This is a genomic window from Staphylococcus sp. AS1337, assembly GCF_051408735.1.
GTDB lineage: Bacteria > Bacillota > Bacilli > Staphylococcales > Staphylococcaceae > Staphylococcus > Staphylococcus xylosus_B.
Genome location: NZ_JBOIHZ010000006.1, coordinates 73016 through 99638 on the forward strand (window position 1 = coordinate 73016; position 26623 = coordinate 99638).

Sequence of the window (26623 nt, forward strand, 5' to 3'; positions counted from 1 at the left end):
GAAACAATTTTGATTTAAATGAATTTGTTATATAACTCAATCTATCTAATAATAACTACTTATATAGTCCCGTTACCACTTGGTAGTGGATATAGTATTTTATTAGTTTGTGATATATCTTTGTAAATGTTTAGCCGTTACAGAATCATTCACAGCCAACAATCCTTGAGGTATACCTTGATAAAGCAGCCTACCACCTTTTTCTCCTGCAAATGGACCGATATCAATAATCCAGTCAGCATGAGTCATCATTGTTAAGTTATGTTCGATAATAACTACTGTGTTTTTATCATGGATTAGACTTTCAAAACAGTCTAATAAAATAGGGATATCATCTTCATGTAATCCTGTAGTTGGTTCATCAAATATGAAAATATGTTGGTGGACAGTTTGTGTTAAATATTTACTAAGTTTAACGCGTTGTATTTCACCGCCAGATAATGTGTCGAGAGTTTGACCTAAAGTCATATAGTCCAGACCAGTAGATTTTAATGCTTCTAAATGTTGAGCAATATTTTTCTTTTCTTGGAAAAATGAAATTGCTTCATCTACTGTTAATGCCAAAATATCTGCAATATTATATCCTCCTATTTTTGCATTTAATACTTCGGATTTATAACGCTTTCCATGACACAAATCACAAGTTTGAGTGAAGTCTGGCATAAAGGCTAATTCCGCTTTGATGACACCTTTACCATGACATTCAGGACATGCACCTTCGGAGTTGTAGCTGAACATAGCTTTTTTTAAATGAGTTTCTTCACTAAAATAAGTTCTCACATCATCAAATATATTTAAATAAGTGAGTAAATTTGAGCGACTTGATGCATGTACGGGTTTTTGATCTATAAAAATTGTATTAAGTTCTTGCGTTAAACCTGCGTGTATTAGTGAACTTTTTCCAGAACCAGCAACACCCGTAACAACAGTCATTGCCTGTTTGGGCAATTTAACAGAAACGTCTTTTAAATTATTTTTATCAATGTGTTCTAAGTTGATAAAATCATGAGGGATTCTAGGATTTGGTTTTAACTTATGTTGTTTCCGTAAGGCTAAACCTGTGTGTGTAGATGATTTCAACAAAGTTTCATAACTTCCTGTAAAAGTAACTTCTCCTCCGCTTTTACCAGCTAGAGGGCCTAAATCGATGATATAATCAGCTATACTTATAACATCGGGGTCATGCTCAACTACTAAAACTGTGTTGCCTTTATCTTTTAATGATTGAATGATTTCGTTAATTCGTTGTATATCATCAGGATGTAACCCAATGCTTGGTTCATCTATAATATAGACGAGATCGCTTAGTGCACTATTAAGGTGCCTTATTAATTTAATACGCTGTGATTCACCGCCGGATAATGTAGTTGTTTCTCTGGAAAGCGTTAAATAATTTAATCCAATATAGCTTAAAGAAGATAGCTGTTGCTGCAATGGTTCGATGATAACTTTTGCTTTTGGTGAATTAATTCGTCTTATGAAATTTAATGCTTCGTCTATGGATAAATTAGTAAAGTCTGCAATATCTAAATTATTAATTTTACATTGTAATACATCTGGATTTAGTCTTTTACCGAGACATGTTGGACATTTTTTAGATGTGACTACGCGGTCGATAGCTTCTTTAAATCTATTTTTTTCAAAGTTATCATTTAGTAGGAAAGAACGCCTAAACCGATGGATTAAGCCTTCAAATTTTGCTGTTTTTGGCCAATTATCTGGAGGGTTTTTTAATTTAGTTGGTTTTGTATAAAGTAAAGTATTGAATTCATCTTCAGAATAATCTTTTAATTTTTTATCATTATCAAAAAGCCCAGAATATAAATAGCGTTTGCCACGCCAACTATCCGGTCTGAATGATGGGAATTGAATTGCATCTTCGTTGAGTGATTTATCATAATCTAACAATTCGTCTAAATCGATATCTTCTACATAACCTAAGCCTGAACATTCGGGACACATGCCCTTAGGATTATTAAAAGAAAATATGTCTGAGTAACCAACAAATGGTACGCCAATACGTGACCATAGTAATCTGACAGATGCATAAATATCTGAAATTGTGCCTACTGTAGAACGTGAATTACCACCTAATCTTTTTTGGTTAATTATCATTGCTACTGGCAAATGCTCAATTAAATCTACATTAGGTTTTGAAAATTGAGCTAACTGATGTTGTATGTATGTTGAATAAGTTTCTTTTAATAAACGTTCAGATTCTGCAGCAATCGTGCTAAAAACCAAAGAAGATTTTCCAGATCCAGAACGTCCTGTAAATACGGTTATTTGATGTTTAGGTATATCGATTGAAATGTTTTTTAAGTTATTTTGCTTAGCGCCATGTACGCGAATCATTGACATTGTCATTCACCTCTTATAATACATTCTACCTTTAAAATGTTGTGAAATACTTAAATTGGTTATTAAAATATATGCTAGTAGGAAAACACATATATTTTAATAATTCGTCATTATATAATGACATACCTTGCTTGTGATATATTGAAACATGTACAATAAACAAAAGATAACTATAGGTGGGTGAGTGATGAAAAAACTAATAATAAAAGTTATTGGTGTACTGTTATTGATTTCTTTCTTGATATATCTTTTTTACTCGCCACGTTTGAAGTTTGACGTTTTGGAAAATCCAAATAAAAATCCGACAAAAACAACTCAAAACAAAGACTTTCAAGAAAATGAGCAAAATGTTGAAAATCCAATGCCCAAGGAAGGAATAGGAACTTGGATTGGCCAAAATCTAAAAAAACTTACAGATACATATGGACAAGCTGAAAGAGTGTATTCATATAAAGGTGATTTTAAAAATTATGTATTCAAAGAAAAGGATCAATATTATTTAGTTACAACTAAAAATAATATAATTAAATCTGTATATGCTACTGGAAAAGAAGCAAAAGTAAATCCAGTTAAAATATCTGATAATGCTTCAAATGTATTTGAGAAATTTAGCATAAATCCAGAACCAACAATCAATGCAAATGGGAAAAAATATGAGTTAGAAATTTCTGATTCAGATATGAAAACACAAACACTTATAAAATTTAAAGACATTTATGCTCAAATCTATATTGATCAACAAGTTAATAAAATTGTTGCAGTAAGATATTTAGATAGTGACGCATTAGCAACGTTTAAACCTTATCAAATGTTAAGTGACGAAGAAGATGGAGAAGTTGCACGTAAACAAAAAGACTTACCATATGAGCAAAATGCAAATCAATTGATGACATTATATGAAATTACAAATGAAATGAGAAAATTAAAAGATGCTAAACCTTTGCGTATAAATAATGATTTAGCACATATTGCTTCATTTAACTTGTATGAAGCAATTGGGACTGATAGTGTTGAATTTACTGAGGATGCTTTAAAACAGCAATTAAATGAGCAAGAGATACCATTTGTATCTACGAGTCAAAACGTGGGTTATGATTTCAATGAAGTGCCAACACTTATTCATAATTGGTTAAATTCGGATATTCATAGATCTAGAATGTTGAACTCAAAATATAATGAAATGGGTGGGGAAGTAACGAACGGTTACTATACGCTCATTTTTGTAGAAGATAAATAGATAGGAGTTAGTTGATTATGATAACTGAAGAAACGCTGACCGTACTCGACGAAATAGAAGCCTTAAGCGATAAAATTTTAGAATCTCGTTTGTATCAAGAATATAGAGAAGCAGAACAAGCACTTGCTGATAATGACGAAGCACATCTCTTGTATCAAGCTTTTTTAAAGTCAAAAGATAAATATGATGAAATCATGCGTTTTGGTAAGTACCACCCAGATTACCAGAACGTGATGTTAGATACGCGCAAACGTAAAAGAGCTTATGAAATGCTACCAGTCGTTATGGATCACAAACAAAAAGAAGTTGCATTGCAGGAATTGATTGATCAAGTGATTGTGAAAATTGCATATGCTGTTTCTGAAAATGTAAAAATTGAAGCAGGTAACCCATTCTTTCAAAAAGACGCAGGTGGTTGTGCAACAGGTGGATCATGTAGCTGTTCATTATAAATAAAACAGGGCAACGAAATCAAAAATATATTTTGATTTCGCTGCCCTGCTTTTTAATTTTAATGGTAAGTATTTTTAAATCGTTGTGCTAAATCAGGTCTGTCAGTTACTAATGTGTGTGCACCGTAAAAAACCAAATCGTTCATTAAATCAAGGTTATTTACACCACAATAACCTGGGACAATATTACGTTCATTTAACCATTTGATAAACTTAGGTGAAGTTAACTTTATACCTTTGAATGATACAAACATTTGGAAAGTGTTAGCACGGGGTTGAAAAGTATTACCTAAGCCCATATAAAATTTTAACAATCCTTCTGCTACTTCATTTTGACTTGCACCAATAGCTACAGTTCCATTACTTATTATATTAAAGCGCTCAATCTGTTTGCTATAGAAACTTGATACTAAAACGCGTTGTTGTGCATTATTAGCAACGATAATTTCATAGATGATTTCAGGGGCAAGCTGACCTTGTTCACTTTTTGGATCATCTTGTAAATTAACGCTTATAAGTTGATTTGGATACGTTTTTAATAATTCATCAAACGTTAAAATTTTTGCATCTTCATGACCGCGATAAGGCTGAACACCATTAATATCAGTAAAGTGGTAGCCAGCATCCAATTGTTTAAGTTCTGCTAACGTATGTTCTGATATTTTTCCGGAACCATTTGTAGTGCGATCGACGTCATTATCATAAAAAACAACAAGTTCATGATCTTTTGTTAATCTAACGTCTGTTTCAAATCCATCTATTTCGTGGGCAACCGCGTTATCAAAAGCTAATTTAGTTTGTTCAGGTCTAACCGCCATGCCACCGCGATGTGCAAAAATATATGGTGCAGGTTTAGAAAAGAAAGGTGGTATACTTTGATTATGTGGTTTAGTGTTGTATTTAGTAAAAAAGAAAATACTACCCATTAAGCCTACAGTACCTAAAAATCCACCTTTAATTAGTTTGTTGAATTTTGTCACGAACATTCCTCCTCAAGTTGTGTATATAAAGTAATATAGCAAAAGTACAGGAGAGTTCAAAATAATTGTTATTTATAAATTGAAAAAGACATGATATTATATAATGGCTAATAATTGGAGTGATAAGAATATGAATATTATACCTAGAACGAGTTTGATTATATATTTGAAACACATGAAACACGAACGACAGATAAGAAAATTTGGTCATATTGTAAGTACAAATAGACAAGGTCGTTTTGTAGTTATGTATATTAATGAGGCAGAAGCAGATGATATTGTAAACAAATTGATGAAACTTAAATATGTTAAACATGTAGAAGGTTCACCTTATAAGTATTTGAAGAAAACTTATGAGAAAGAGCAACATGAAATCATGTAAGTTTTCTACAGGTCACAACTTTTTACACATCAATAGTGTATAAATAATAGCTTCATCAACGGATGAATATATGGAAGCCACAATAGTACAACCTATGTCTAATGTGGCTTATTTTTTTCTTTATTGTAAAGGTGGTATCCATCTTTGTAATCTTAAGACACTAGTTAAATAATTGAAATATAGCTCAGTTTCGTGGAATAATTCGAGTGGTTGAACTTCAATGGCTTTTACGTCTATATTATATTTAGCTGCTTGATCGTTAATCATTTCAAATTTTTTGTTTGAATTTGGATATGGATAATTAAGTGCATTAAGCATAATATACATTGCTTGAAAATGCTGCCCACTAGTTGGTTTCATAATTAGAGCGACAGATGAACGTTGATGTTCAGATTTAGGTGAATGGAAATAAACAAGGTGATCAATTCTTTCGAAATTGTATTCGATTAATGTATTAAACTCAAACAAATCTGTTAGGCCTTCACCTAATTTTATAAATGATTGTTTCATTAGTATTGTTCCTCCTTAATCGTGCATTAAGCATTATATAAAATTTATTTTAAGAATGGAAGTGTCTATTATATGAGAGTAATATCTGGTGTACATAAAAGTAAAGCGTTAGAGAGTATGGAAGGGCGCAATACGAGACCAACAATGGATAAAGTTAAAGAAGGTATTTTTAATAGTTTACATGAAGTTTCAGGCATAGGTTTGGATTTATTTGCTGGAAGCGGTGCTTTAGGAATCGAAGCGTTGTCACGTGGTATGGATCAAATGATTTTTGTCGATCAAAATTTTAAAGCTGTGAAAGTGATTAAAGCAAATTTAAGAACATTAAATATTGAAGCGCAAGCAGAAGTATATAAAAACAGTGCTGACCGCGCTTTAAAAGCATTATTTAAACGAGATATACAATTTGATGTGATATTTTTGGATCCTCCTTATGAAAAAGGTTTGATAGATGAAGCACTTGAAGGTATCGCAAAGTTTAATTTGTTAAAAGAAAATGGTATTATCGTTTGTGAGTTCCATCATCACGAGAATATAAAAACTGAGCCATTCCATGTGATAAAACGTTATCACTATGGATTGACAGACACTTTGTTATTAGAAAAAGGAGATTAAAATGTCTACAACTAAAGCAGTCATTCCAGGGAGTTTTGATCCAATTACATATGGGCATATTGATATTATAGATAGAAGCGCGGATCGCTTTGACGAGTTACACATTTGTGTTTTGAAAAACAGTAACAAAGCAGGTACTTTTTCTATTGAAGAACGTATTGAGTTAATTGAGGAATCAGTAAAACATTTAAATAATGTGACAGTACATCATTTTAATGGGTTATTGGTAGATTTTTGTGACGAAATCGGCGCACAAACAATAATCAGGGGATTAAGAGCTGTGAGTGACTTTGAATATGAGTTAAGACTTACATCTATGAATAAAAAACTTAACAGCAACGTAGAAACAATGTATATGATGACAAGTACAAATTATTCTTTTATAAGTTCCAGTGTCGTAAAAGAAGTAGCAGCATATAAAGCTAATGTGTCAGATTTTGTACCTGTACATGTTGAAAAAGCTTTAAATGAAAAATTCAAGAAATAACAAAAAGAGTGGTTCAATAATCTAATTAGAGATTTTGGTTATTGAACCACTCTTTTTGGATTTATAAACAAATAGTAAGGTTAACAAAGTTTATGAGTTTATGTTATACAGATATGCTTTAAACACGTATGACATGTGTATTAAAATCATTGGCAGTTTCACCTGAAATGAGGTTATAAATTTTTGTTGCTTGTATTTCATGTTTGAAAAAATGTGAATTTTGTTTATTGAGTTGAGTAATATAATTGCGTTCAGGGAAGACTTGTTTCAATTCTTTCAAATATTGTTGTCCTTTTTGAGTCATGCCTAAGACCCTAACAGCATGTATTGCTTCAGGCTTTTGTTGCTGTTTAAAATTCAATAAAATATTCATTAATAATCGTTGGATGTGCGTATAGGTAAATCGTTTCGTTTTTAATAGTGTCATAAACTGTTCGAAATTCTCTGCTTGGTCAATAAATTGAATAACTCGATTTTCGAAACCTTCACTCATGGTATAGATTTGGTTTAAGGAATCTGTATCTTGGCTTAATATTGCGTATTTTAAATAGTGAAATGTGTCATCAACTGAAACATTTGGAACAGTATAGTAGGGGTGAACAGACTCAGGAACTACTTGCTTCCATTGTGTATTAGCATTTTGAAGTGATTTGCGAATTGAAGTACCACTCGCAAAACCTAAGTTCGCTATTTCTTTGTCATGATGTGCACTTTGTAAACGTGATATAGTCCATGGTTGTATTGTTGGCGCCCATTTTTGAATTGCTCTGATATAAGAAATACCTAATGTGTTATTGGGTGAAGATAGTAATTCATTGTTAGTTATTAGTTCACTTAGGATTCTAGGATAACTCTTACCTTCTTTTGTTTTTTCGACAAATTGTATGGATTGTTCTGCATTTGAGATGTCTTCTGCTAATGTTAGAAAAGCATCAATGTTTCCAGACTCACTACCAAAAGATAAATGATCAATATTTAAATAATCAGCAACTTTTATGGCTAATTCAGCAAAATATTGTCCTGCCGATAACGATGCAAAGATAGGAAGTTCAATTACTAAGTCGACCGCACTTAATGCCATACGCGTGCGTTTAAATTTATTATAAATTGCTGGTTGTCCTCTCATCACAAAGCTTCCACTCATTATTGCGACAGAAACTTCAGAGCCGGTTATTGACTTTGATTGCTGAGCATGATATAAGTGACCATTGTGGAAAGGATTATATTCAGTGACTAGTGCAACACTTTTCATTTGCAATTCTTCCTTTCAGAATTCATTATAGTTATTGTAACAGATATAATTGTGTTAAGAAAAAATCTTGACAACTTATGTCTATAAAGTTAAAATAAATTTTGTGCTTGATAGAGGTGAAGCCATATGAAATGGTCAATAACACAATTAAGAAAATTCCAAGATAAACCATTTGAGTTCCATCAAACGGTTAATTTTGATCATTTAGTAAAATCATTAGATTTAATAGATCTATCTGATATTGATGTTGAGGGTGAATTAACCGTCAGATCAAATGAAGTCATTGCAGATATGCATATAACAGGAACATACACAATGGCGTGTGCACGTACATTGGTTCCAGTTGAAGTTCCTTTAGATATTAAATCTCAAGAGATTTTTGATTTAGAGGGATATGAGCAGTATAGCAACGATGAAGAAGAAGATGAACATTACCATGATGCAACAGACGGTATGATAAATCTAAAGGATATTGCTGAAGAATTAGTTATTATTGAAAAGCCAATGCGTGCTTTTTCAAATGAAAGCGATCAGATGTTACGAGAAGGTAAAGGTTGGGAAGTTATTGACGAAGAACAAGCGATTGAACTTGCACAAGAGAAGGAATCTTCCGAATCAGAGCAAATCGATCCTAGGCTTCAAAAACTACAACAATTATATGACGAAGAGCAATAGCGGATTTAACTAATCTATAGTATAATGGATTATTGAATCTAAAAATATCTATTTAGTGTTTGAATATAAGGAGGATTATCATGGCAGTACCAAAAAGAAGAACGTCAAAAACAAGAAAAAATAAACGTCGTACGCATTTAAAAATTTCAGTACCTGGTATGACAGAATGCCCAAATTGTGGAGAATACAAATTATCTCACCGTGTATGTAAGAACTGTGGTTCATACAATGGCGAAGAAGTTGTATCAAAATAATTTCAATAATTTAAAGGTTACGTTATAACCTAATCGAATCGTTCATTAATTATTCACTTGATAATTTTTGGACGATTTTTTATTTTAGAGGTAGAATTCTTTTATTATCAACTGATGGGTTGTGTAAAAATGATGGAAACGATAAATGCGCAAATTATTATAAATAAAATAGAAAACAATGAGGTTCAATGGCTATATAATCACTTTAGTGAATATTTTCAAGATGTCACATCTATAAATGACTTGGAACAAATATTAAGTAATTATAATGCCATTAGAGGTCAGAATCATTTATATAGACACTTACATATAAATCGACATCAAGAATACATTTGGTTTGATAATAAAATGACTACAGGTGTAAGTGTTTTTCTGAATAAATATCAGGAAATTATTGGGATGACGTTGGTACCGATTAAACATATACGTGGTATGAAACAATCAAAGCAATATTACACAATACCAATTAAATCCAAATGTTTTGTCTATTGGGGCGGTGACAATGAGTTAATCAATTATCACTATCAATATAAAAATCAGAGACTAGCAATGGACCTTATAAAAGTTGAAGACGGATGCACATATAACGGTGATTCAAATCAATGTGAAAATTATCATATTTATGGTTTGCCCATTGTTGCTCCAGCAAATGGCGTTGTTGAAGAAATTGTCGATGGAATCTCAGATAGTATACCGGGTGAGATGAATACAGTTCATCCGGAAGGTAATTATATAGTTATAAAACATGGTCATAAAGAATATAGTTTGATTGCACACATTAAACCACATTCATTTAAAATTGAAAAAGGTGACGAATTATTACGTGGTCAACATATAGCTAACGTTGGTAATTCCGGCAATTCATCGGAACCGCATATTCATTTTCAAGTAATGAATGATAAAAACTTGCAAGTAACACAAACATTGAAAATTCAATTCCATAATAATATTGCTCCTGTTAAAGGAGATGAAATAACGTATAATGGTGATAGTATATTAATAGAAAAAGAACAACCGTTTTCTAAAATCGCAAAAAATATTCATACAAATATTACACACTTATTCAAAGGTTGAAAATAAATTGATAAAGAGGCTATGCTATGGAAATGATTACTTCAGCACAAAATAGTAAAGTTAAAAGCGCGAATAAATTAAAAAAGAAACGCGAAAGAGATAAAACTGGATTAGCACTTATTGAAGGCTACCACTTAATCGAAGAAGCATATAAAAGTAATTTGATAATCCAACAATTATACGTTGTCGATGCAGATAGATTGGATGACAACTTAAAGAATTATGCACAAGAAGTATTTGAAATTAATCTGAAAGTTGCGGAAGTATTATCAGGTACAGTGACACCACAAGGTTTTTTCGCTGTTATTGAAAAACCTGAATATGAAATAACTTCTGCTAAACAAGTGTTGCTTATCGATTGTATACAAGATCCAGGCAACTTAGGCACTTTAATCCGTACTGCAGACGCTGCAGGGCTAGATTTGATAGTGCTTGAAAAGGGTACTGCAGATCCTTATCAGGATAAAGTATTACGTGCAAGCCAAGGGAGTGTATTCCACTTACCTATCGTCACAAAAGATTTAAGTGAGTTTATTGAAAACTTTGAAGGCGAAGTATATGGTACAGCATTAGAAAACGCAGTAGATTACCATCAAGTTTCAAGTCAAGATGCTTTTGCATTATTACTAGGTAATGAAGGCGATGGTGTAAATTCGAAATTATTAGAACAAACAACACAAAATTTAATAATTCCAATTTATGGTAAGGCTGAAAGTTTAAATGTTGCTATTGCAGGAAGTATCGTAATGTATCACTTGAAAGGTTGACCCCTTTGTGAATAATCGTATATAATAAAGACAATGAAATTTAAATAATTACCGATAAAAAGACTTAAACTATACCATACAGATGTATAAGGGAGATTATTCAAGACTGAAAGATAATCCACTGTATTTAGTTTTTTTCACCTTTTTGGTTACTTAAAGAAATTTAAGTCGGATATCATTTCCGTTATCAATGACAACAAGTGTATGCTTATGCATAAATTTGGGTGGTACCACGGAAGGCTTTCGTCCCAGTTTCAAGGGATGAAAGTCTTTTTTGTGTTTTTTAATTTAAATAACTCGATCATATTTTAAAAATAGGAGGGCTAAGTATGACACAAACAGAAGCTATGTCAGAAATAAAACAACAAGCATTAGTCGATATCAATGAAGCTCAAAATGAAAAAGAATTACAAGATGTAAAGGTTAAGTATTTAGGAAAAAAAGGTTCGGTTACTGGTTTAATGAAGCATATGAAAGATCTACCGAACGAAGAAAAACCTGCTTATGGTCAACAAGTAAATGAAGTGAGACAGACAATTGCAGGTGAAATTGACTCACGACGTGAATTGTTAGCAAATGAACAATTAGAACAACAACTTAAAGAAGAACAAATCGATGTAACATTACCTGGCCGTAAAATTGCTAATGGCGCAAAGCATCCATTAACACGTACTATTGAAGAAATTGAAGATTTATTCTTAGGTCTTGGTTACGAAATTGTAGATGGTTTTGAAGTAGAGCAAGATTATTATAATTTTGAAGCATTAAACTTACCAAAATCTCATCCAGCTAGGGATATGCAAGACAGTTTTTACATAACTGATGAAATATTGATGCGTACACACACATCTCCAGTTCAAGCAAGAACTATGGAAAAGCGTAATGGACAAGGACCGGTTAAAATTTTATGTCCGGGGAAAGTTTATCGTCGTGACTCAGATGATGCTACACACAGCCATCAATTTACACAAATTGAAGGATTAGTTGTAGATGAAAATATTAAAATGAGTGATTTAAAAGGGACATTAGAATTATTGGCAAAACAATTATTCGGTGAAGATAGAGAGATTCGTTTACGCCCAAGCTATTTCCCATTCACAGAACCTTCAGTAGAAGTAGATGTATCTTGCTTCAAGTGTAAAGGAGAAGGTTGTAATGTATGTAAACACACAGGTTGGATTGAAATTTTAGGGGCTGGAATGGTACATCCTAACGTACTTGAAATGGCAGGATTTGATTCAACTAAATATTCAGGTTTTGCATTTGGAATGGGGCCGGACCGTATTGCAATGTTGAAATATGGTATAGAAGATATAAGACATTTCTATACCAATGATGTACGTTTCTTAAGTCAATTTAAAGCAGTAGAAGATAGAGGTGAAAAATAATGTTTATTTCAAAAGAATGGTTAGAATCATATGTTGAGGTTGATCAACCTGTTAACATACTTGCAGAACGTATTACACGAACTGGTATAGAAGTAGACGATATCATTGATTATACAAAAGATATTAAAAACCTAGTTGTAGGCTATGTACAATCAAAAGCAGCACACCCTGACGCTGATAAACTCAATATTTGTCAAGTTGATATCGGTGAAGAAGAACCAGTCCAAATCGTTTGTGGCGCACCTAATGTAGACGCAGGCCAAACAGTTATTGTTGCAACAGTAGGAGGTAGATTGCCGGGTGGAGTGAAAATTAAACGTGCAAAGTTACGTGGAGAACTTTCAGAAGGCATGATTTGTTCACTTCAGGAAATTGGTGTACCAACTAACTTAGTTCCTAAACAATTCGAGGACGGTATCTATGTGTTTTCATCAGAAGTGACTCCAGGAACAGATGCTTTAAGTGCATTATACTTAAACGATCAAGTTATGGAATTTGATCTTACACCAAATAGAGCTGATGCATTGAGTATGATTGGTACAGCTTATGAGACGGCAGCATTATATAATGTGCCAATGGTAAAACCAGAAACACAAAGTAATGAAAATGATGAACAAACTAATGATGAAATCAGCGTAACTGTTCAAAATGACGATAAGGTACCTTATTATAGTGCACGTGTTGTAAAAGATGTGACAATTAAACCTTCCCCAGAATGGATGCAAATGCGCTTGATTAAAGCAGGTATTCGTCCAATTAATAATGTGGTTGATATTTCAAATTATGTTTTAATCGAATATGGTCAACCATTACACATGTTTGATAAAGACCAAATTGGTTCTAAACAAATCGAAGTTCGTCAAGCAAAAGCAGATGAAATTATAACAACATTAGATGATCAAGAACGTAAATTAGTAGCATCTGATATCGTAATCACAAACGGTAATTCACCAATCGCTATTGCTGGCGTTATGGGTGGAGATTTCTCAGAGGTAACTGAAGCGACAACAAATGTTGTTATTGAAGGTGCTATTTTTGATCCAGTATCAATTCGCCATACATCAAGACGTTTGAATTTAAGAAGTGAAGCTTCTAGCCGTTTTGAAAAAGGAATTGCTACAGAATTTGTAGATGAAGCGGTTGATCGTGCTTGTTATTTACTTCAGACATACGCAGGTGGTACCGTCACACAAGGACGTGTTGCTGAAGGTGATTTAGGCGAGTTTGTAACACCTATTGATATTTCAGTTGCAAAAGTTAATCAAACAATTGGTTTTGAACTATCTGCAAAAGACATTGAAGCTATCTTCGTTCAACTTGGTTTTGAAACTACTAACACTGATGATGTACTAACTGTAATGGTGCCTTCACGTCGTAAAGACATCACAATTAAAGAAGACTTAATTGAAGAAATCGCACGTATATATGGTTATGATGAAATTCCTTCAACACTACCAGTATTTGAACATGTTACACATGGTTCGTTAACGGATAGACAGTCTAAGTCTCGTATTATAAAAGCATCTTTAGAAGGTGCAGGCTTAAACCAAGCAATTAATTATTCACTTGTCGATAAAGAACGAGCTAATCACTTTGCATTGCAAAACCGTGATACAGTTGCGTTGTTAATGCCGATGAGTGAAGCTCACTCTGCGTTGCGTCAAAGTTTGATTCCACATTTAATTGATGCTGTCGCATACAATGTAGCACGTAAAAATAACCACGTGCGCTTATATGAATTTGGTCGTGTCTTCTTTGGTAACGATGAAGGTGAATTACCAGACGAGGTTGAATATTTAAGTGGTATTTTAACAGGTGATTACACTGTGAACGCTTGGCAAGGTAAGAAAGAAGAAATCGACTTCTTCGTAGCTAAAGGAATTGTGGATCGAGTGGCTGAGAAGTTAGATATACAATTTGAATATGAAGCTGGTGAAATTAACGGTTTAAACCCAGGTAGAACGGCTTACGTGAAATTAAATGGAAAAGTTATTGGATTTGTAGGAGAATTACATCCACAAATTGAAAAAGACAACGATTTAAAACGTACTTACGTGTTCGAGTTGAATTATGATGAATTAATGGCAGTATCTGTAGGTTATATTAATTATCAACCAATACCTAGATTCCCAGGCGTATCAAGAGATATTGCATTAGTTATTAACCGTGATATGCCTTCAGCAAAATTAGTAAATACAATTCATCAAAATGGTGGCGATATATTACAAGAAGCTGAAGTATTTGATGTTTATGAAGGTGAACATGTCGCTGAAGATGAAAAATCTATAGCAATTCGTTTATCATATTTAGACACTGAAGATACGCTTACTGATGATAAAGTAAATGCGGTACATGAAGCAATATTGACTGCTTTACAAGCAGAAGGCGCTACAATCAGATAGCCATAATTAAAGAGTGATAGATGTTTTTAATGCTAAAAAAAGTATGACATACAGTTGAAAGTGATTTAAACAAATCAATAAAAAACACACCTCCATTTGAAGTGACTCTTAAAAGTTAGACTGAAAGTCCAACTTTTGGGGAACAGTACGATTTCAAACTTGGAGGTGTGTTTTACATTTATATCAGAATTATTTAATGTATTAATTAAGACTTATTGAATTTACAGTGTAAATAGAAAAACATTTCAATGGCTGGTCATAGTACAAAGGGAAGATAATGATAAATAATAGTATTGAAGGTAGATATATACTCTTATTTATGCTTTTTTTGTACTAAGTTTTCAGCCTTTTGCCTATTTGCAAAATGTTTTTTTGAAATACTATCAAGATAAGCTATGCCTCTACGCTCAATTAATTTAGCTGCGGTTAAGTCAACTTTGTTACTTGCGCCTTTAGGGAGTTCAATTTTGGCTGAACGAGATAAATTATCCATATGTTTAACAAATGCGTATCTTGAGATGATACTTGCAGCTGCAATAGCAATGGATTTTGATTCTCCTTTAGTTTCGAATTTAGTTTTACTGTTAAAGGGTAGTTCACTCAACGCATAGCGCTTGTATACACCAGCTTCAGCGAATTGGTCAATGACAATATAATCTAATTCTTCTGTATTAATTTTTTGTGTCACATTTTTAATAGCTTCATTGTGTAAAACAGCTTTCATTTTCACTTGAGACCAACCTACTTGTTGTTTTTCGTTATATTTATCATTGTTCATTGTTAACAATGAATGAGGGATGAAAGTTACAAGTTGTTCTGCTAGTTCAATAATCTTAGCATCAGTTAATCTTTTAGAGTCATCTACACCTAATGTTTTTAAGATTTGAACATTTTTTTTAGAAACATAAGCTGCACATACCGTAAGTGGCCCAAAGTAGTCACCACTACCAGCTTCATCGCTGCCAATACAATTATAACGGTTATATTGTATTGCTTGTTGTGAATTTGAGGATTTAGCTGTATTTTTTTTAGCTGGAACGACATTTGGTAATAATTGTGATGCGATGGATTCAGCATCTTTACCTTGAAACATTACTTTATTTGAATTATATACAGAAATAGATGTGTCTTTATATTTAGTTTTAGCTTTCATACCTTGGGATACATTTGTAGTATCAAAAGATATTTTCGACATTAATTGATCGATCTGTTGTTTAGTTAATTTGTGTACAACATTAGACATGTTATTGACCTCACTTTATATAAATAACTGAATTAAATTTTAGACAGTTAACATCATATCACATGTGTAGAATTTGAGAACAGATTGTACGGGTTACATATGTTTTAGTTGAAGAAAATTTTTACCAATATAGACAAAATTAAAATAAATCACAAGATTTTTTAATATAACAAATCTCACCACTTACAAAATAATATTATGTCGTGTATAATAGTTCGTGATAAATATTATAAATAACTAGATTACATACTTAATGGAAGAATAAGTTCGGAAATTTACATTCAAAGTCAGGAGTTATTATATGGGTGAGTTTAAAAATCGGATTAACGTAACTATAAATGATCAACATTATACAATCGTCGGAGAGGACAACCCTGAGCATATCCGTTATGTAGCGCATTTAGTAGATGAGAGGCTGAAAACACTGGCTAGTAAAAGCGCAGGTCTTGATACTACTAGAAAAGCTATTCTTACAGCTGTAAACATAATGCATGAAAAAGTACAGTTAGAAGAAGAAAATTACCGTTTACAACAAGAAATAAAACAATTAAAAAATAGAGAAGAATAATGATTATTGATTTAATAATCGTAATTATTTTCCTTTACATAGGAATGATTGGATTTAGAAGGGGCACTTGGTTAAGTTCATTACATTTAGGTTCAACACTGTTCTCACTTTGGGTGGCTCATCGTTTATATTCACAAATTTCACAACGATTAGAGTTATTTGTGCCGTTTCCTAAAACGCGTGCATATGATTTGAACTATGCATTTCAATTTGATAACCTACAGCAGCGTTTTGATCATATCGTAGCATTTTTAATTATAGCAACTGTTACGAAAATACTTTGCTATGGTATTGTCGTTCTATTTGATAATGTAATAACATCTAGACAACCTAATTTGATAAGTCGTGCGTTAGGTGTAATAATGAGTGTGATTTCTTCAACTATTATTTGTGCTACTTTGTTTTATATGGTTTCAATATACCCGCTTGAATTCATACAACAACAGTTGATGGAAGGGCATTTGGCTGAATACTTTGTAATTCATGCGCCATTCATATCATCATGTGTACTAAATATATAGGGTGCTTTAGAATATAAACATATAAGGTTTTATAAAATATAGGAGGTCAGGACATAATCAATTTACTGAATTTGAACAGTAATCTGTCTTGACCTTTTTCTATGGAGTGAAAATAATGACAAAAAAAGATATTATTCAATTATTAGAAAAAATAGCTACTTATATGGAATTAAAAGGCGAAAATACATTTAAAGTATCGGCATATAGAAAAGCCGCACAAAGCCTTGAAATTGACGAACGTCCAATAGAACAAATAGAAGATGTGACTCAATTAAAAGGTATTGGCAAAGGCGTAGGTGAAGTAATAGATGAATACCGTAAAAATGGCACCTCATCTACATTAGAATCTTTGAAGCAAGAAGTACCAGAAGGTCTTATTCCATTATTGAAAATTCAAGGTTTAGGTAGTAAAAAAATAGCTAAACTATATAAAGAATTGGAAATTGATGGGAAAGAAGCGTTACAAGCTGCATGTGAACAAGGATTAGTAAGTGAATTAAGTGGTTTTGCCAAAAAGACAGAACAAAACATATTGGAAGCTGTAAAAGCATTAGGCGCTAAAAAAGATAATTATCCTATTGATCAAATGCGTGGGTTAAATAAAATTATAGATGTTTATTTGTCACAAATTGACGCTATTGTACAATATGAAGTTGCTGGAAGTTTTAGAAGGTATAAAGAAATGAGTAAGGATTTGGATTATATAATTAGTACAGATGAACCAGCTAATGTGCAACAAGCATTATTAAATATTCCGAACAAAGTAAAAGATGTCGCCGTTGGTCAAACAAAGGTATCATTAGAACTAAGTTTTGATGATGAAACCATTGGTGTTGATTTTAGGCTGATAGAACCATCAGCGTTTTATCATACATTACAGCACTTTACAGGTTCCAAAGATCATAATATTCGCATACGTCAATTAGCAAAAGAACAAGATGAAAAAGTGAGCGAATATGGAATTGAACAAGCAGACGGAAACATCATTCAATACCAAAGCGAAAAAGAGATTTACGAACATTTTGGTGTTAATTGGATTGAACCTGCAATTAGAGAAGATGGCAGTGAGTTTGATAAAGACTTATCAGAAATTATAAAATTAGATGATATCCAAGGAGATATTCATATGCATACAACATATAGTGACGGTGCATTTAGTTTAGAAGAAATGATTAAAGCTAATATCGCAAAAGGATATCAATTTATGGTGATAACAGACCATTCAAAGAGTTTGAAAGTAGCAAATGGTTTGTCTGTGGAAAGGTTATTACGCCAGAATGAAGAAATAAAAGCTTTAAACGAGAAATATGATGAAATTGATATTTATTCAGGGATAGAAATGGATATATTACCAGATGGTCGTTTAGATTATGATGATGAAGTATTAGCACAATTAGATTATGTTATAGCTGCAATACACCAAAGTTTTAATCAATCACAAGATGAAATTATGCAACGTTTGGAAAACGCATGCCGCAATCCATATGTTAGACATATTGCGCATCCGACGGGACGAATCATAGGAAAACGTCCTGGCTATGAACCGAATATTGACAGATTATGTGAGATAGCAGCTGAAACAAATACAATTTTAGAAATTAACGCAAATCCTAAACGCTTAGATTTAAATGCAGAAACTGTAAAAAAACATCCGAATGTTAAATTAACAATTAATACAGATGCACACCATGTAGATCATTTAGAATTTATGAAATATGGTATTGCAACTGCACAAAAAGGATTTGTGAAAAAAGACAGAGTTATTAACACAATGTCTCGCGAAGATTTTAAATCGCTAATAGAAAATAATATTAAATTGAAGAAATAGAGGGGTTAGATGAGACAGAAATCATTAGATGTCTTAGAATTCGATAAAATCAAATTGTTAGTTGAAAATGAAGCAATTAGTGATTTAGGAAAAGAAAAAGTTGTCGCTATGGCACCTGCAACGGATTTTGAAACTGTAGAATTTCAAATGAATGAGACCGACGAAATTGCACAGATTTACAATAAGCATCGTATGCCTAGTTTAAGCGGATTGGCAAAAGTTTCAGCATTTATCCATAGAGCCAGTATTGGTGGTGTGCTGAATGTGAGTGAATTAAATGTGATTAAACGTCTTATACAAATACAAAATCAATATAAGACATTTTACAACAATCTTATTAACGAAGAAGAGACGATTAATTACCCAATTCTCAATGACAGAATGGAACAGTTACCTATTTTGACTGATTTATATCAAAGTATACACGAAAAATGTGATGCTTATGATTTATATGACAATGCCAGTTATGAATTACAAGGTATTAGAAGTAAAATTTCTAGTACGACACAGCGAATCAAACAAAACTTGGATAAAATTGTTAAAAGTCAAGGAAACCAGAAAAAACTATCCGATGCAATTGTAACTGTACGTAATGAGCGTAATGTTATTCCGGTTAAAGCGGAGTATAGACAAGATTTTAATGGTATTGTTCACGATCAATCGGCTTCAGGGCAAACGTTATATATTGAGCCATCATCTATAGTAGAAATGAGTAATCAAATTAGTCGTTTGCGCAATGATGAAGCAGTTGAAAAGGAAAGGATTCTATCGGAACTCACAGGCTATGTAGCTGAAGAAGCTGAAGCTTGTTTGATGTCAGAATCTATAATGGGTCAAATTGATTTTCTAACGGCTAAAGCACGTTATGCAAGTTCAATTAAAGGGACTAAACCAGAGTTCACTGCTGAAAGAACAGTATATTTACCAAAAGCTTATCATCCTTTATTAGACCGTGATACTGTTGTAGCTAATACGATTGAATTTGCTCAAGATATTGAGACGGTTATTATTACCGGTCCTAATACGGGTGGTAAGACTGTTACGTTAAAAACACTTGGTTTAATTATTATGATGGCACAATCAGGTATGTTGATACCTACACTTGATGGTAGTAAGTTGAGTGTATTTGAAAATGTGTTCTGTGATATTGGTGACGAACAATCTATTGAACAATCTCTTTCTACATTTTCTTCTCATATGAAAAATATCGTTGAAATTTTACAAGAAACTACAAAACATAGTTTGATTTTATTTGATGAATTAGGGGCAGGTACAGATCCAAGTGAAGGCGCTGCACTAGCAATGAGTATTTTAGATTACGTACATGATATTGGTTCTTTAGTAATGGCAACTACACACTATCCAGAATTAAAAGCATACAGCTATAATAGAGACGGTGTTATGAATGCGAGTGTGGAGTTTGATGTTAATACATTGAGTCCAACATACAAATTGTTGATGGGCGTCCCAGGACGTTCTAATGCTTTTGACATTTCAAAAAAACTAGGACTAAACATTCAAGTTATTCAAAAAGCTAAATCTATGATTGGCCAAGACGAACAAGAAATTAATGAAATGATTGCTTCGCTTGAAACAAATTCAAAACGTGTAGATGAGCAACGAATCGAGTTAGACCACCTGCTTAGAGAAGCTCAAGATACACATGATGCTTTAGCAAAACAGTATGAACAATACCAAAATCATGAAAAGCAACTCATGAATGAAGCGAAAGAAAAAGCAAATCAACGTGTGAAATCAGCTACTAATGAAGCAGATGAGATCTTAAAAGAATTACGTGAATTGAGAGATAAAAAAGGTGCAGATGTAAAAGAACATGAATTGATTGATAAGAAGAAACAACTAGACGATCAGTATGAAGCTAAATCAATTAAGCAAAATGTTGAAAAGAAAAAATGGGATACCATTAAAACTGGTGACGAAGTTAAAGTATTGACTTATGGCCAAAAAGGTGAAGTCTTAGAACTAATCGATAATAATGAAGCAGTAGTGCAGATGGGTATCATTAAGATGAAACTACCTTTAGAAGACTTGGAAAAAACTAAGAAAACTAAAGAAGAACCTACTAAAATGATCAAGCGTGAAAATAGACAAAGTATCAAAATGGAACTTGATTTACGTGGCTATCGCTACGACGAAGCAATGGTCGCTGTAGATCAATATCTAGATCAGGCTGTACTGAGTAATTACGAACAAGTTTATATTATTCATGGTAAAGGTACAGGTGCTTTACAAAAAGGTGTGCAAAATCATTTGAAACGACATAAAAGTGTGTCATCATATAGAAACGGCATGCCAAGTGAAGGTGGATTTGGCGTAACCGTAGTAGAATTAAAATAATCGTGAGCAAGAGGTATGCAGAATATTATAAAGTCTGTTATAATTTCTTCATCATTTGAAATTTAAGGAGGATTGGCAGTTATGGCAATCGTAAAAGTAACGGATTCAAACTTTGATGAAAATATTCAATCAGGGGTAAATTTAGTAGATTTTTGGGCAACTTGGTGTGGCCCTTGTAAGATGATTGCTCCAGTATTAGAAGATTTAGCTGGTGATTTTGAAGGTAAGGCTAATATTTTAAAACTTGATGTAGATGAAAATCCATCAACAGCTGCTAAATTTGAAGTTATGAGTATCCCAACTTTAATCGTATTTAAAGATGGCGAACCAGTAGATAAAGTTGTAGGTTTCCAACCTAAAGAAAACTTAGCTGAAGTAATCGAAAAACACTTATAATAATCCAAAGAACTACCAAGTCCGGGACATATCAATGTCCTGGATTTTTTAATCAGATAGAAAATAGTTTATTGGAATGATAATAACGATTTAATCTTTCAAAAGAGTATAAATTTAAACAGTTTATATTTAGAGGTCAGTACAGCTTAATTAATGGCTACTATGTTATATAATCATTCATAGAGTTAAAGCGTAAAAATTCCAATAAATTGTGTAATATAGCTAAGCTATTTTATAATGGTGTAGATATAGAATTTTAATAGTAATTGTTATGACTTTATAAACTACACAAAATTGAAATGTAAATGATAAAGAAAGGAGGCTGCTTGAATTATGGAAACATATCAAAAAGAGATTAAGCAAAAACTTACAGTGGTACCTACTGAACCAGGTTGTTATTTAATGAAAGATCGCAATAACCAAATCATTTATGTTGGTAAGGCTAAAAAGTTAAGAAATAGATTAAGGTCTTATTTTACAGGAGCACATGATGCTAAAACGACACGCTTAGTTAGTGAAATTCGTAATTTTGAATTTATAGTAACATCGAGTGAAACAGAATCCTTATTGTTAGAATTGAACCTAATCAAACAATACCAACCCCGATACAATATTTTATTAAAAGATGATAAAAGCTACCCTTTTATTAAAATAACTAAAGAAAAATATCCAAGACTAATTGTTACACGTACAGTTAAAAAGGGAAGCGGTAAGTACTTTGGACCATATCCTAATGCTTATTCAGCACAAGAAACTAAAAAACTATTAGATCGTATTTATCCTTTTAGGAAATGTGATAAAATGCCTGATAAATTATGTCTGTATTATCATATAGGACAATGCTTAGGCCCTTGTGTTTATCCAGTTGATTTAGAAAAATATGCAGAGATGACAAAAGAAATTACAGATTTCTTAAACGGTGAAGATAAAACAATTTTGCATAATTTAGAACAAAAAATGCAAGAAGCTAGTGAGTCTTTAGATTTTGAGCGTGCAAAAGAGTACCGAGATTTAATTCAACATATACACAATTTAAATAAAAAACAAAAAGTTACATCCTCTGACAGCACTATTAGAGATGTATTTGGCTATAGTGTGTCAAAAGGGTGGATGTGTATTCAAGTCTTCTTTATAAGACAAGGAAATATGATTAAACGAGATGCTACAATGATACCTATTCAACAGACAGAAGAAGAAGAATTTTATACATTCATTGGTCAGTTTTATGATTTGAATCAGCATATTTTACCTAAAGAAGTACATGTCCCAAAGCATCTTGATAAAGAAATTATCCAATCAGTTGTAGATACTAAAATTGTTCAGCCTCTTAAAGGTAAAAAAAAAGATATGGTAGACTTAGCTAATCATAATGCGGAAATAACACTTGAAAATAAATTTGAATTAATTGCCAAAGATGAATCACGTACAGTAAAAGCAATAGAAGAGCTTGGTGATGTGATGGGCATTCAAACACCAATTCGTATAGAGGCTTTTGATAATTCAAATATTCAAGGAGTTAATCCTGTTTCGGCAATGGTATCGTTTGTGGATGGCAAACCTAATAAAAAAGGCTACCGTAAATATAAGATAAAGACGGTAGTTGGCCCAGATGATTATAAATCTATGCGAGAAGTTGTGCGTCGACGTTATACGCGAGTACTTAATGAAGGCAGTCCATTACCAGACTTGATTATTGTAGATGGCGGTAAAGGACATATGAGTGGTGTACTTGATGTCCTTGAAAATGAACTAGGCCTTGATATACCTGTAGCAGGGCTACGTAAAAATGATAAGCACCAAACATCAGAAATTCTTTACGGTGAAAATGCAGAGGTTGTTCCCATGAAGAAAAATAGTCAGCCATTTTATTTACTTCAAAGGATACAAGACGAAGTGCATAGATTTGCGATTACATTCCATAGACAAACAAGACAGAAGACTGGATTACAATCTGTGTTGGATACTGTAGATGGTATTGGCGCTAAAAGAAAAACAAAATTATTACGTACATTTGGTTCTATTAAGAAAATGAAAGCAGCAAGCGTAGAAGAATTAAAAAAATCAGGACTCCCACAAAATGTTGCTGAGAATCTTCATCAAGCGTTATACGATAAAAAGTAGTGAAAACTTTGTGGCATGAGAATCATTCTCATGCCCATTTTCTATTTAATTAGTGTTACAATAGCAAATAACAGGAATTCTTTTTTTACATGTATGTGGAAGCGTTTTCTAATTGAGAATATTCTCATTAACACTGTATTTTAAATTATGTATAAAAATAGACTTTGTATAATACTTCTATGTTTAAAATTGTGCAATAATATTGTGTTGTAACAAACATACAATGCATAAAGAGTTATTGTACGCAGGGGTTATATAGAAATTCTAATTACTTTCACATCAAAAAAAGAAATCTAAAAAATTAATTGTTTCACAGGGGGGACTTCCTTTTGGCATACTCGAAAAATCAATTCTATTTAAGACGATTACATTCTTTACTAGGTGTAATACCAATAGGTGGATTCTTATTAGTCCATTTACTTGTTAACCATCAGGCAACTAAAGGCGCTGAAGCGTTCAACAAGGCAGCTGGATTTATGGAATCATTACCTTTTTTAATTGTGTTGGAATTTGCTGTTATTTATATTCCAATTCTGTATCACGCAGTATACGGCGTACATATTGCCTTTACGGCAAAAGAGAACGTGGGGCACTATTCAGCGTTTAGAAACTGGATGTTCTTGTTACAACGTGTCACAGGTATCATAACTTTCATATTTATAGCGATTCATTTATGGCAAACAAGAATACAACGTGCATTAGGGCATGAAGTGAACTTTGATATGGTACATGACATTGTAACTCATCCAGGATGGTTGATTTTTTACATTGTATGTTTATTAGCCGTAACATTCCACTTTGCGAATGGTTTATGGTCATTCCTAGTTACTTGGGGTGTATTACAATCTAAAAAATCACAACAAATCTTTACATGGGTTTCACTTGTTGTATTCCTAGTTGTTTCATACATCGGTATTAGCGCAATATTAGCATTTTTATAAAATTACAAAATAAAGTTTCACATATATTTGAGGGAGTGACAATTTATGGCAGAGAAGAAAATTATTGTTGTCGGTGGTGGACTAGCTGGTCTAATGTCAACAATTAAAGCAGCAGAGCAGGGTGCGCATGTAGACCTGTTCTCACTTGTTCCTGTTAAACGTTCACACTCTGTTTGTGCACAAGGTGGCATTAACGGAGCGGTAAATACGAAAGGTGAAGGAGATTCTCCGTCAGTGCATTTAGATGATACTGTTTATGGTGGAGACTTCTTAGCAAACCAACCACCTGTAAAAGCAATGACTGATGCAGCACCTAAAATTATTCATTTACTTGACCGTATGGGCGTAATGTTTAATAGAACTAAAGAAGGTCTATTAGACTTTAGACGTTTCGGTGGTACGATGTATCACAGAACTGCATATGCCGGTGCTACTACAGGTCAACAATTACTCTATGCATTAGACGAACAAGTGCGTAGCTATGAGGTTGACGGATTAGTTACAAAATATGAAGGCTGGGAATTCTTAGGTATAGTTAAAGATGATGATAATATGGCAAGAGGTATTGTTGCTCAAGATATGACAACTGCTGAAATTCAATCATTTGGTTCAGACGCTGTGATTATGGCAACTGGCGGTCCTGGTATTATCTTTGGTAAAACAACAAATTCAATGATTAATACTGGCTCAGCTGCTTCAATTGTATACCAACAAGGTGCGATGTATGCTAACGGTGAATTTATTCAGATTCACCCAACTGCTATCCCTGGCGATGATAAACTTAGATTAATGAGTGAATCAGCCCGTGGTGAAGGTGGCCGTATTTGGACATATAAAGATGGTAAACCATGGTATTTCCTAGAAGAAAAATATCCAGATTATGGTAACTTAGTTCCTCGTGATATCGCGACACGTGAAATTTTTGATGTGTGTGTGAATCAAAAATTAGGTATCAACGGTGAAAACATGGTATATCTAGATTTATCTCATAAAGATCCACATGAATTAGATATTAAATTAGGTGGAATTATTGAGATTTATGAAAAATTCACTGGTGATGATCCTCGTAAAGTACCAATGAAAATTTTCCCAGCAGTACATTACTCAATGGGTGGTTTATACGTAGATTATGATCAAATGACAAATATTAAAGGTTTATTTGCAGCAGGTGAATGTGACTTTTCACAACATGGCGGTAATCGCTTAGGTGCTAACTCATTACTATCTGCAATTTACGGTGGTACTGTTGCTGGTCCAAATGCTGTAGATTATATTTCAAATATTGAAGATTCATACACAGATTTAGATGAGAGTATTTACGAAAAACACGTTAAAGATCAACAAGAAAAATTTGATCACTTATTAAATATGAAAGGCACTGAAAATGCTTATAAACTTCATAGAGAATTAGGAGAAATCATGACTGCAAATGTTACAGTTGTGCGTGAAAATAAATCGCTATTAGAAACTGATAAGAAGATTGTAGAATTGATGGAACGTTATCAAAATATTGATATTGAAGATACTCAAACCTGGAGTAACCAAGCCGTATTCTTTACACGTCAATTATGGAATATGTTAGTACTTGCACGAGTAATCACTATTGGTGCTTATAATAGAAATGAATCACGTGGCGCGCATTATAAACCAGAATTCCCAGAAAGAAACGATGAAGAATGGTTGAAAACAACATTAGCTACGTATCAAGGCAAAACAGAAGCACCTAAGTTTACTTATGAACCAGTTGATATTAGTTTAATACCACCACGTAAACGTGATTACTCTAAGGCGTCAAAGGGAGGTAAATAATT

General features: G+C 32.8%; 24 protein-coding genes. 19 read left to right on the plus strand and 5 right to left on the minus strand.

Annotated features, from left to right (window positions below; genetic code table 11):
- Positions 1 to 102 precede the first annotated feature (102 nt).
- A complete protein-coding gene (locus tag ACSUE0_RS10435; protein ID WP_436957277.1) occupies positions 103 to 2361 on the minus strand; it encodes an ATP-binding cassette domain-containing protein in 2259 nt (752 codons plus the stop codon).
- 187 nt (positions 2362 to 2548) lie between these two features.
- Between ACSUE0_RS10435 and ACSUE0_RS10440 the strand changes: the two genes are divergently transcribed.
- Together ACSUE0_RS10440 and ACSUE0_RS10445 are read left to right on the plus strand one after the other, a co-directional pair.
- Complete coding sequence (locus ACSUE0_RS10440; RefSeq protein ID WP_436957279.1) at positions 2549 to 3598, plus strand: CAP-associated domain-containing protein; 1050 nt, start codon at positions 2549 to 2551, stop codon at positions 3596 to 3598.
- A gap of 17 nt (positions 3599 to 3615) precedes the next feature.
- On the plus strand, positions 3616 to 4050 hold the full coding sequence (locus tag ACSUE0_RS10445; RefSeq protein ID WP_119613992.1) for a YlbF family regulator: 435 nt from the start codon (positions 3616 to 3618) through the stop codon (positions 4048 to 4050).
- A 59-nt stretch (positions 4051 to 4109) separates the two neighbouring features.
- Here ACSUE0_RS10445 and ACSUE0_RS10450 read toward each other — a convergent pair whose 3' ends face one another.
- Positions 4110 to 4976, minus strand: a complete 867-nt coding sequence (locus ACSUE0_RS10450) for a glycerophosphodiester phosphodiesterase (protein ID WP_182475153.1) — start codon at positions 4974 to 4976, stop codon at positions 4110 to 4112.
- A 184-nt stretch (positions 4977 to 5160) separates the two neighbouring features.
- Between ACSUE0_RS10450 and ACSUE0_RS10455 the strand changes: the two genes are divergently transcribed.
- Entirely contained in the window at positions 5161 to 5412 is a 252-nt protein-coding gene (locus tag ACSUE0_RS10455) for a YlbG family protein (RefSeq protein ID WP_107529720.1), read from the plus strand.
- A 120-nt stretch (positions 5413 to 5532) separates the two neighbouring features.
- Here ACSUE0_RS10455 and ACSUE0_RS10460 read toward each other — a convergent pair whose 3' ends face one another.
- A complete protein-coding gene (locus ACSUE0_RS10460; protein ID WP_119613990.1) occupies positions 5533 to 5922 on the minus strand; it encodes a DUF7147 family protein in 390 nt (129 codons plus the stop codon).
- 72 nt (positions 5923 to 5994) lie between these two features.
- Here ACSUE0_RS10460 and rsmD point away from each other — a divergent pair, with 72 nt between their 5' ends.
- Positions 5995 to 6537, plus strand: a complete 543-nt coding sequence (gene rsmD / locus ACSUE0_RS10465) for a 16S rRNA (guanine(966)-N(2))-methyltransferase RsmD (RefSeq protein ID WP_436957282.1) — start codon at positions 5995 to 5997, stop codon at positions 6535 to 6537.
- 1 nt (position 6538) lies between these two features.
- Complete coding sequence (gene coaD, locus ACSUE0_RS10470) at positions 6539 to 7024, plus strand: pantetheine-phosphate adenylyltransferase (RefSeq protein WP_017724178.1); 486 nt, start codon at positions 6539 to 6541, stop codon at positions 7022 to 7024.
- A 118-nt stretch (positions 7025 to 7142) separates the two neighbouring features.
- Here coaD and ACSUE0_RS10475 read toward each other — a convergent pair whose 3' ends face one another.
- Positions 7143 to 8276 (minus strand): nucleotidyltransferase, encoded by a 1134-nt coding sequence (locus tag ACSUE0_RS10475; RefSeq protein WP_119613988.1) that lies wholly within the window; start codon positions 8274 to 8276, stop codon positions 7143 to 7145.
- Between the two features lie 126 nt (positions 8277 to 8402).
- On the opposite strand from ACSUE0_RS10475, the gene ACSUE0_RS10480 reads away from it, so the two are divergent.
- From ACSUE0_RS10480 to pheT, 6 genes are all read left to right on the plus strand, one after another.
- The gene (locus ACSUE0_RS10480) at positions 8403 to 8951 is read left to right on the plus strand and encodes a YceD family protein (protein WP_436957284.1); all 549 of its coding nucleotides are present in this window, start codon (positions 8403 to 8405) and stop codon (positions 8949 to 8951) included.
- An 80-nt stretch (positions 8952 to 9031) separates the two neighbouring features.
- On the plus strand, positions 9032 to 9205 hold the full coding sequence (gene rpmF / locus ACSUE0_RS10485) for a 50S ribosomal protein L32 (RefSeq protein WP_017724181.1): 174 nt from the start codon (positions 9032 to 9034) through the stop codon (positions 9203 to 9205).
- Positions 9206 to 9319: 114 nt separating this feature from the next.
- Entirely contained in the window at positions 9320 to 10279 is a 960-nt protein-coding gene (locus tag ACSUE0_RS10490; protein ID WP_436957286.1) for a M23 family metallopeptidase, read from the plus strand.
- A gap of 26 nt (positions 10280 to 10305) precedes the next feature.
- Positions 10306 to 11046 carry a TrmH family RNA methyltransferase gene (locus ACSUE0_RS10495; protein WP_017724183.1) on the plus strand — a complete coding sequence of 247 codons (741 nt, stop codon included), beginning with the start codon at positions 10306 to 10308 and terminating at the stop codon, positions 11044 to 11046.
- 329 nt (positions 11047 to 11375) lie between these two features.
- Entirely contained in the window at positions 11376 to 12434 is a 1059-nt protein-coding gene (pheS, locus tag ACSUE0_RS10500; RefSeq protein WP_119613986.1) for a phenylalanine--tRNA ligase subunit alpha, read from the plus strand.
- Positions 12434 to 14836 (plus strand): phenylalanine--tRNA ligase subunit beta, encoded by a 2403-nt coding sequence (gene pheT, locus ACSUE0_RS10505; RefSeq protein ID WP_436957289.1) that lies wholly within the window; start codon positions 12434 to 12436, stop codon positions 14834 to 14836. Before pheS ends, pheT begins: the two co-directional genes overlap by 1 nt.
- A gap of 313 nt (positions 14837 to 15149) precedes the next feature.
- Here the strand turns inward: pheT and rnhC are convergent, their stop codons facing one another.
- On the minus strand, positions 15150 to 16079 hold the full coding sequence (gene rnhC / locus ACSUE0_RS10510; RefSeq protein ID WP_436957291.1) for a ribonuclease HIII: 930 nt from the start codon (positions 16077 to 16079) through the stop codon (positions 15150 to 15152).
- A 301-nt stretch (positions 16080 to 16380) separates the two neighbouring features.
- Between rnhC and zapA the strand changes: the two genes are divergently transcribed.
- From zapA to sdhA, 8 genes are all read left to right on the plus strand, one after another.
- The gene (zapA, locus tag ACSUE0_RS10515) at positions 16381 to 16647 is read left to right on the plus strand and encodes a cell division protein ZapA (RefSeq protein WP_017724187.1); all 267 of its coding nucleotides are present in this window, start codon (positions 16381 to 16383) and stop codon (positions 16645 to 16647) included.
- Positions 16647 to 17168, plus strand: coding sequence for a CvpA family protein (locus tag ACSUE0_RS10520; protein WP_119613983.1), 522 nt, complete (start codon positions 16647 to 16649; stop codon positions 17166 to 17168). The genes zapA and ACSUE0_RS10520 overlap by 1 nt, the downstream gene beginning before the upstream one ends.
- Positions 17169 to 17283: 115 nt before the next feature.
- Positions 17284 to 18996 carry a DNA polymerase/3'-5' exonuclease PolX gene (gene polX / locus ACSUE0_RS10525; protein ID WP_436957294.1) on the plus strand — a complete coding sequence of 571 codons (1713 nt, stop codon included), beginning with the start codon at positions 17284 to 17286 and terminating at the stop codon, positions 18994 to 18996.
- 9 nt (positions 18997 to 19005) lie between these two features.
- Entirely contained in the window at positions 19006 to 21354 is a 2349-nt protein-coding gene (locus ACSUE0_RS10530) for an endonuclease MutS2 (protein WP_119613981.1), read from the plus strand.
- 81 nt (positions 21355 to 21435) lie between these two features.
- Complete coding sequence (gene trxA, locus ACSUE0_RS10535; protein ID WP_017724191.1) at positions 21436 to 21750, plus strand: thioredoxin; 315 nt, start codon at positions 21436 to 21438, stop codon at positions 21748 to 21750.
- Between the two features lie 333 nt (positions 21751 to 22083).
- Entirely contained in the window at positions 22084 to 23871 is a 1788-nt protein-coding gene (gene uvrC / locus ACSUE0_RS10540; protein WP_017724192.1) for an excinuclease ABC subunit UvrC, read from the plus strand.
- Between the two features lie 329 nt (positions 23872 to 24200).
- Complete coding sequence (locus tag ACSUE0_RS10545; RefSeq protein ID WP_119613980.1) at positions 24201 to 24812, plus strand: succinate dehydrogenase cytochrome b558 subunit; 612 nt, start codon at positions 24201 to 24203, stop codon at positions 24810 to 24812.
- A gap of 45 nt (positions 24813 to 24857) precedes the next feature.
- The gene (gene sdhA, locus ACSUE0_RS10550) at positions 24858 to 26621 is read left to right on the plus strand and encodes a succinate dehydrogenase flavoprotein subunit (protein ID WP_017724194.1); all 1764 of its coding nucleotides are present in this window, start codon (positions 24858 to 24860) and stop codon (positions 26619 to 26621) included.
- Positions 26622 to 26623 lie beyond the last annotated feature (2 nt).

Excerpts from the sequence above, each read along its gene's own strand:
- ACSUE0_RS10435 (WP_436957277.1), bottom strand. The coding sequence starts at position 2,361 with ATGTCAATGATTCGCGTACATGGCGCTAAGCAAAATAACTTAAAAAAC.
- ACSUE0_RS10440 (WP_436957279.1), top strand. The coding sequence starts at position 2,549 with ATGAAAAAACTAATAATAAAAGTTATTGGTGTACTGTTATTGATTTCT.
- ACSUE0_RS10445 (WP_119613992.1), top strand. The coding sequence starts at position 3,616 with ATGATAACTGAAGAAACGCTGACCGTACTCGACGAAATAGAAGCCTTA.
- ACSUE0_RS10450 (WP_182475153.1), bottom strand. The coding sequence starts at position 4,976 with ATGGGTAGTATTTTCTTTTTTACTAAATACAACACTAAACCACATAAT.
- ACSUE0_RS10455 (WP_107529720.1), top strand. The coding sequence starts at position 5,161 with ATGAATATTATACCTAGAACGAGTTTGATTATATATTTGAAACACATG.
- ACSUE0_RS10460 (WP_119613990.1), bottom strand. The coding sequence starts at position 5,922 with ATGAAACAATCATTTATAAAATTAGGTGAAGGCCTAACAGATTTGTTT.
- rsmD (WP_436957282.1), top strand. The coding sequence starts at position 5,995 with ATGAGAGTAATATCTGGTGTACATAAAAGTAAAGCGTTAGAGAGTATG.
- coaD (WP_017724178.1), top strand. The coding sequence starts at position 6,539 with ATGTCTACAACTAAAGCAGTCATTCCAGGGAGTTTTGATCCAATTACA.
- ACSUE0_RS10475 (WP_119613988.1), bottom strand. The coding sequence starts at position 8,276 with ATGAAAAGTGTTGCACTAGTCACTGAATATAATCCTTTCCACAATGGT.
- ACSUE0_RS10480 (WP_436957284.1), top strand. The coding sequence starts at position 8,403 with ATGAAATGGTCAATAACACAATTAAGAAAATTCCAAGATAAACCATTT.
- rpmF (WP_017724181.1), top strand. The coding sequence starts at position 9,032 with ATGGCAGTACCAAAAAGAAGAACGTCAAAAACAAGAAAAAATAAACGT.
- ACSUE0_RS10490 (WP_436957286.1), top strand. The coding sequence starts at position 9,320 with ATGGGTTGTGTAAAAATGATGGAAACGATAAATGCGCAAATTATTATA.
- ACSUE0_RS10495 (WP_017724183.1), top strand. The coding sequence starts at position 10,306 with ATGGAAATGATTACTTCAGCACAAAATAGTAAAGTTAAAAGCGCGAAT.
- pheS (WP_119613986.1), top strand. The coding sequence starts at position 11,376 with ATGACACAAACAGAAGCTATGTCAGAAATAAAACAACAAGCATTAGTC.
- pheT (WP_436957289.1), top strand. The coding sequence starts at position 12,434 with ATGTTTATTTCAAAAGAATGGTTAGAATCATATGTTGAGGTTGATCAA.
- rnhC (WP_436957291.1), bottom strand. The coding sequence starts at position 16,079 with ATGTCTAATGTTGTACACAAATTAACTAAACAACAGATCGATCAATTA.
- zapA (WP_017724187.1), top strand. The coding sequence starts at position 16,381 with ATGGGTGAGTTTAAAAATCGGATTAACGTAACTATAAATGATCAACAT.
- ACSUE0_RS10520 (WP_119613983.1), top strand. The coding sequence starts at position 16,647 with ATGATTATTGATTTAATAATCGTAATTATTTTCCTTTACATAGGAATG.
- polX (WP_436957294.1), top strand. The coding sequence starts at position 17,284 with ATGACAAAAAAAGATATTATTCAATTATTAGAAAAAATAGCTACTTAT.
- ACSUE0_RS10530 (WP_119613981.1), top strand. The coding sequence starts at position 19,006 with ATGAGACAGAAATCATTAGATGTCTTAGAATTCGATAAAATCAAATTG.
- trxA (WP_017724191.1), top strand. The coding sequence starts at position 21,436 with ATGGCAATCGTAAAAGTAACGGATTCAAACTTTGATGAAAATATTCAA.
- uvrC (WP_017724192.1), top strand. The coding sequence starts at position 22,084 with ATGGAAACATATCAAAAAGAGATTAAGCAAAAACTTACAGTGGTACCT.
- sdhA (WP_017724194.1), top strand. The coding sequence starts at position 24,858 with ATGGCAGAGAAGAAAATTATTGTTGTCGGTGGTGGACTAGCTGGTCTA.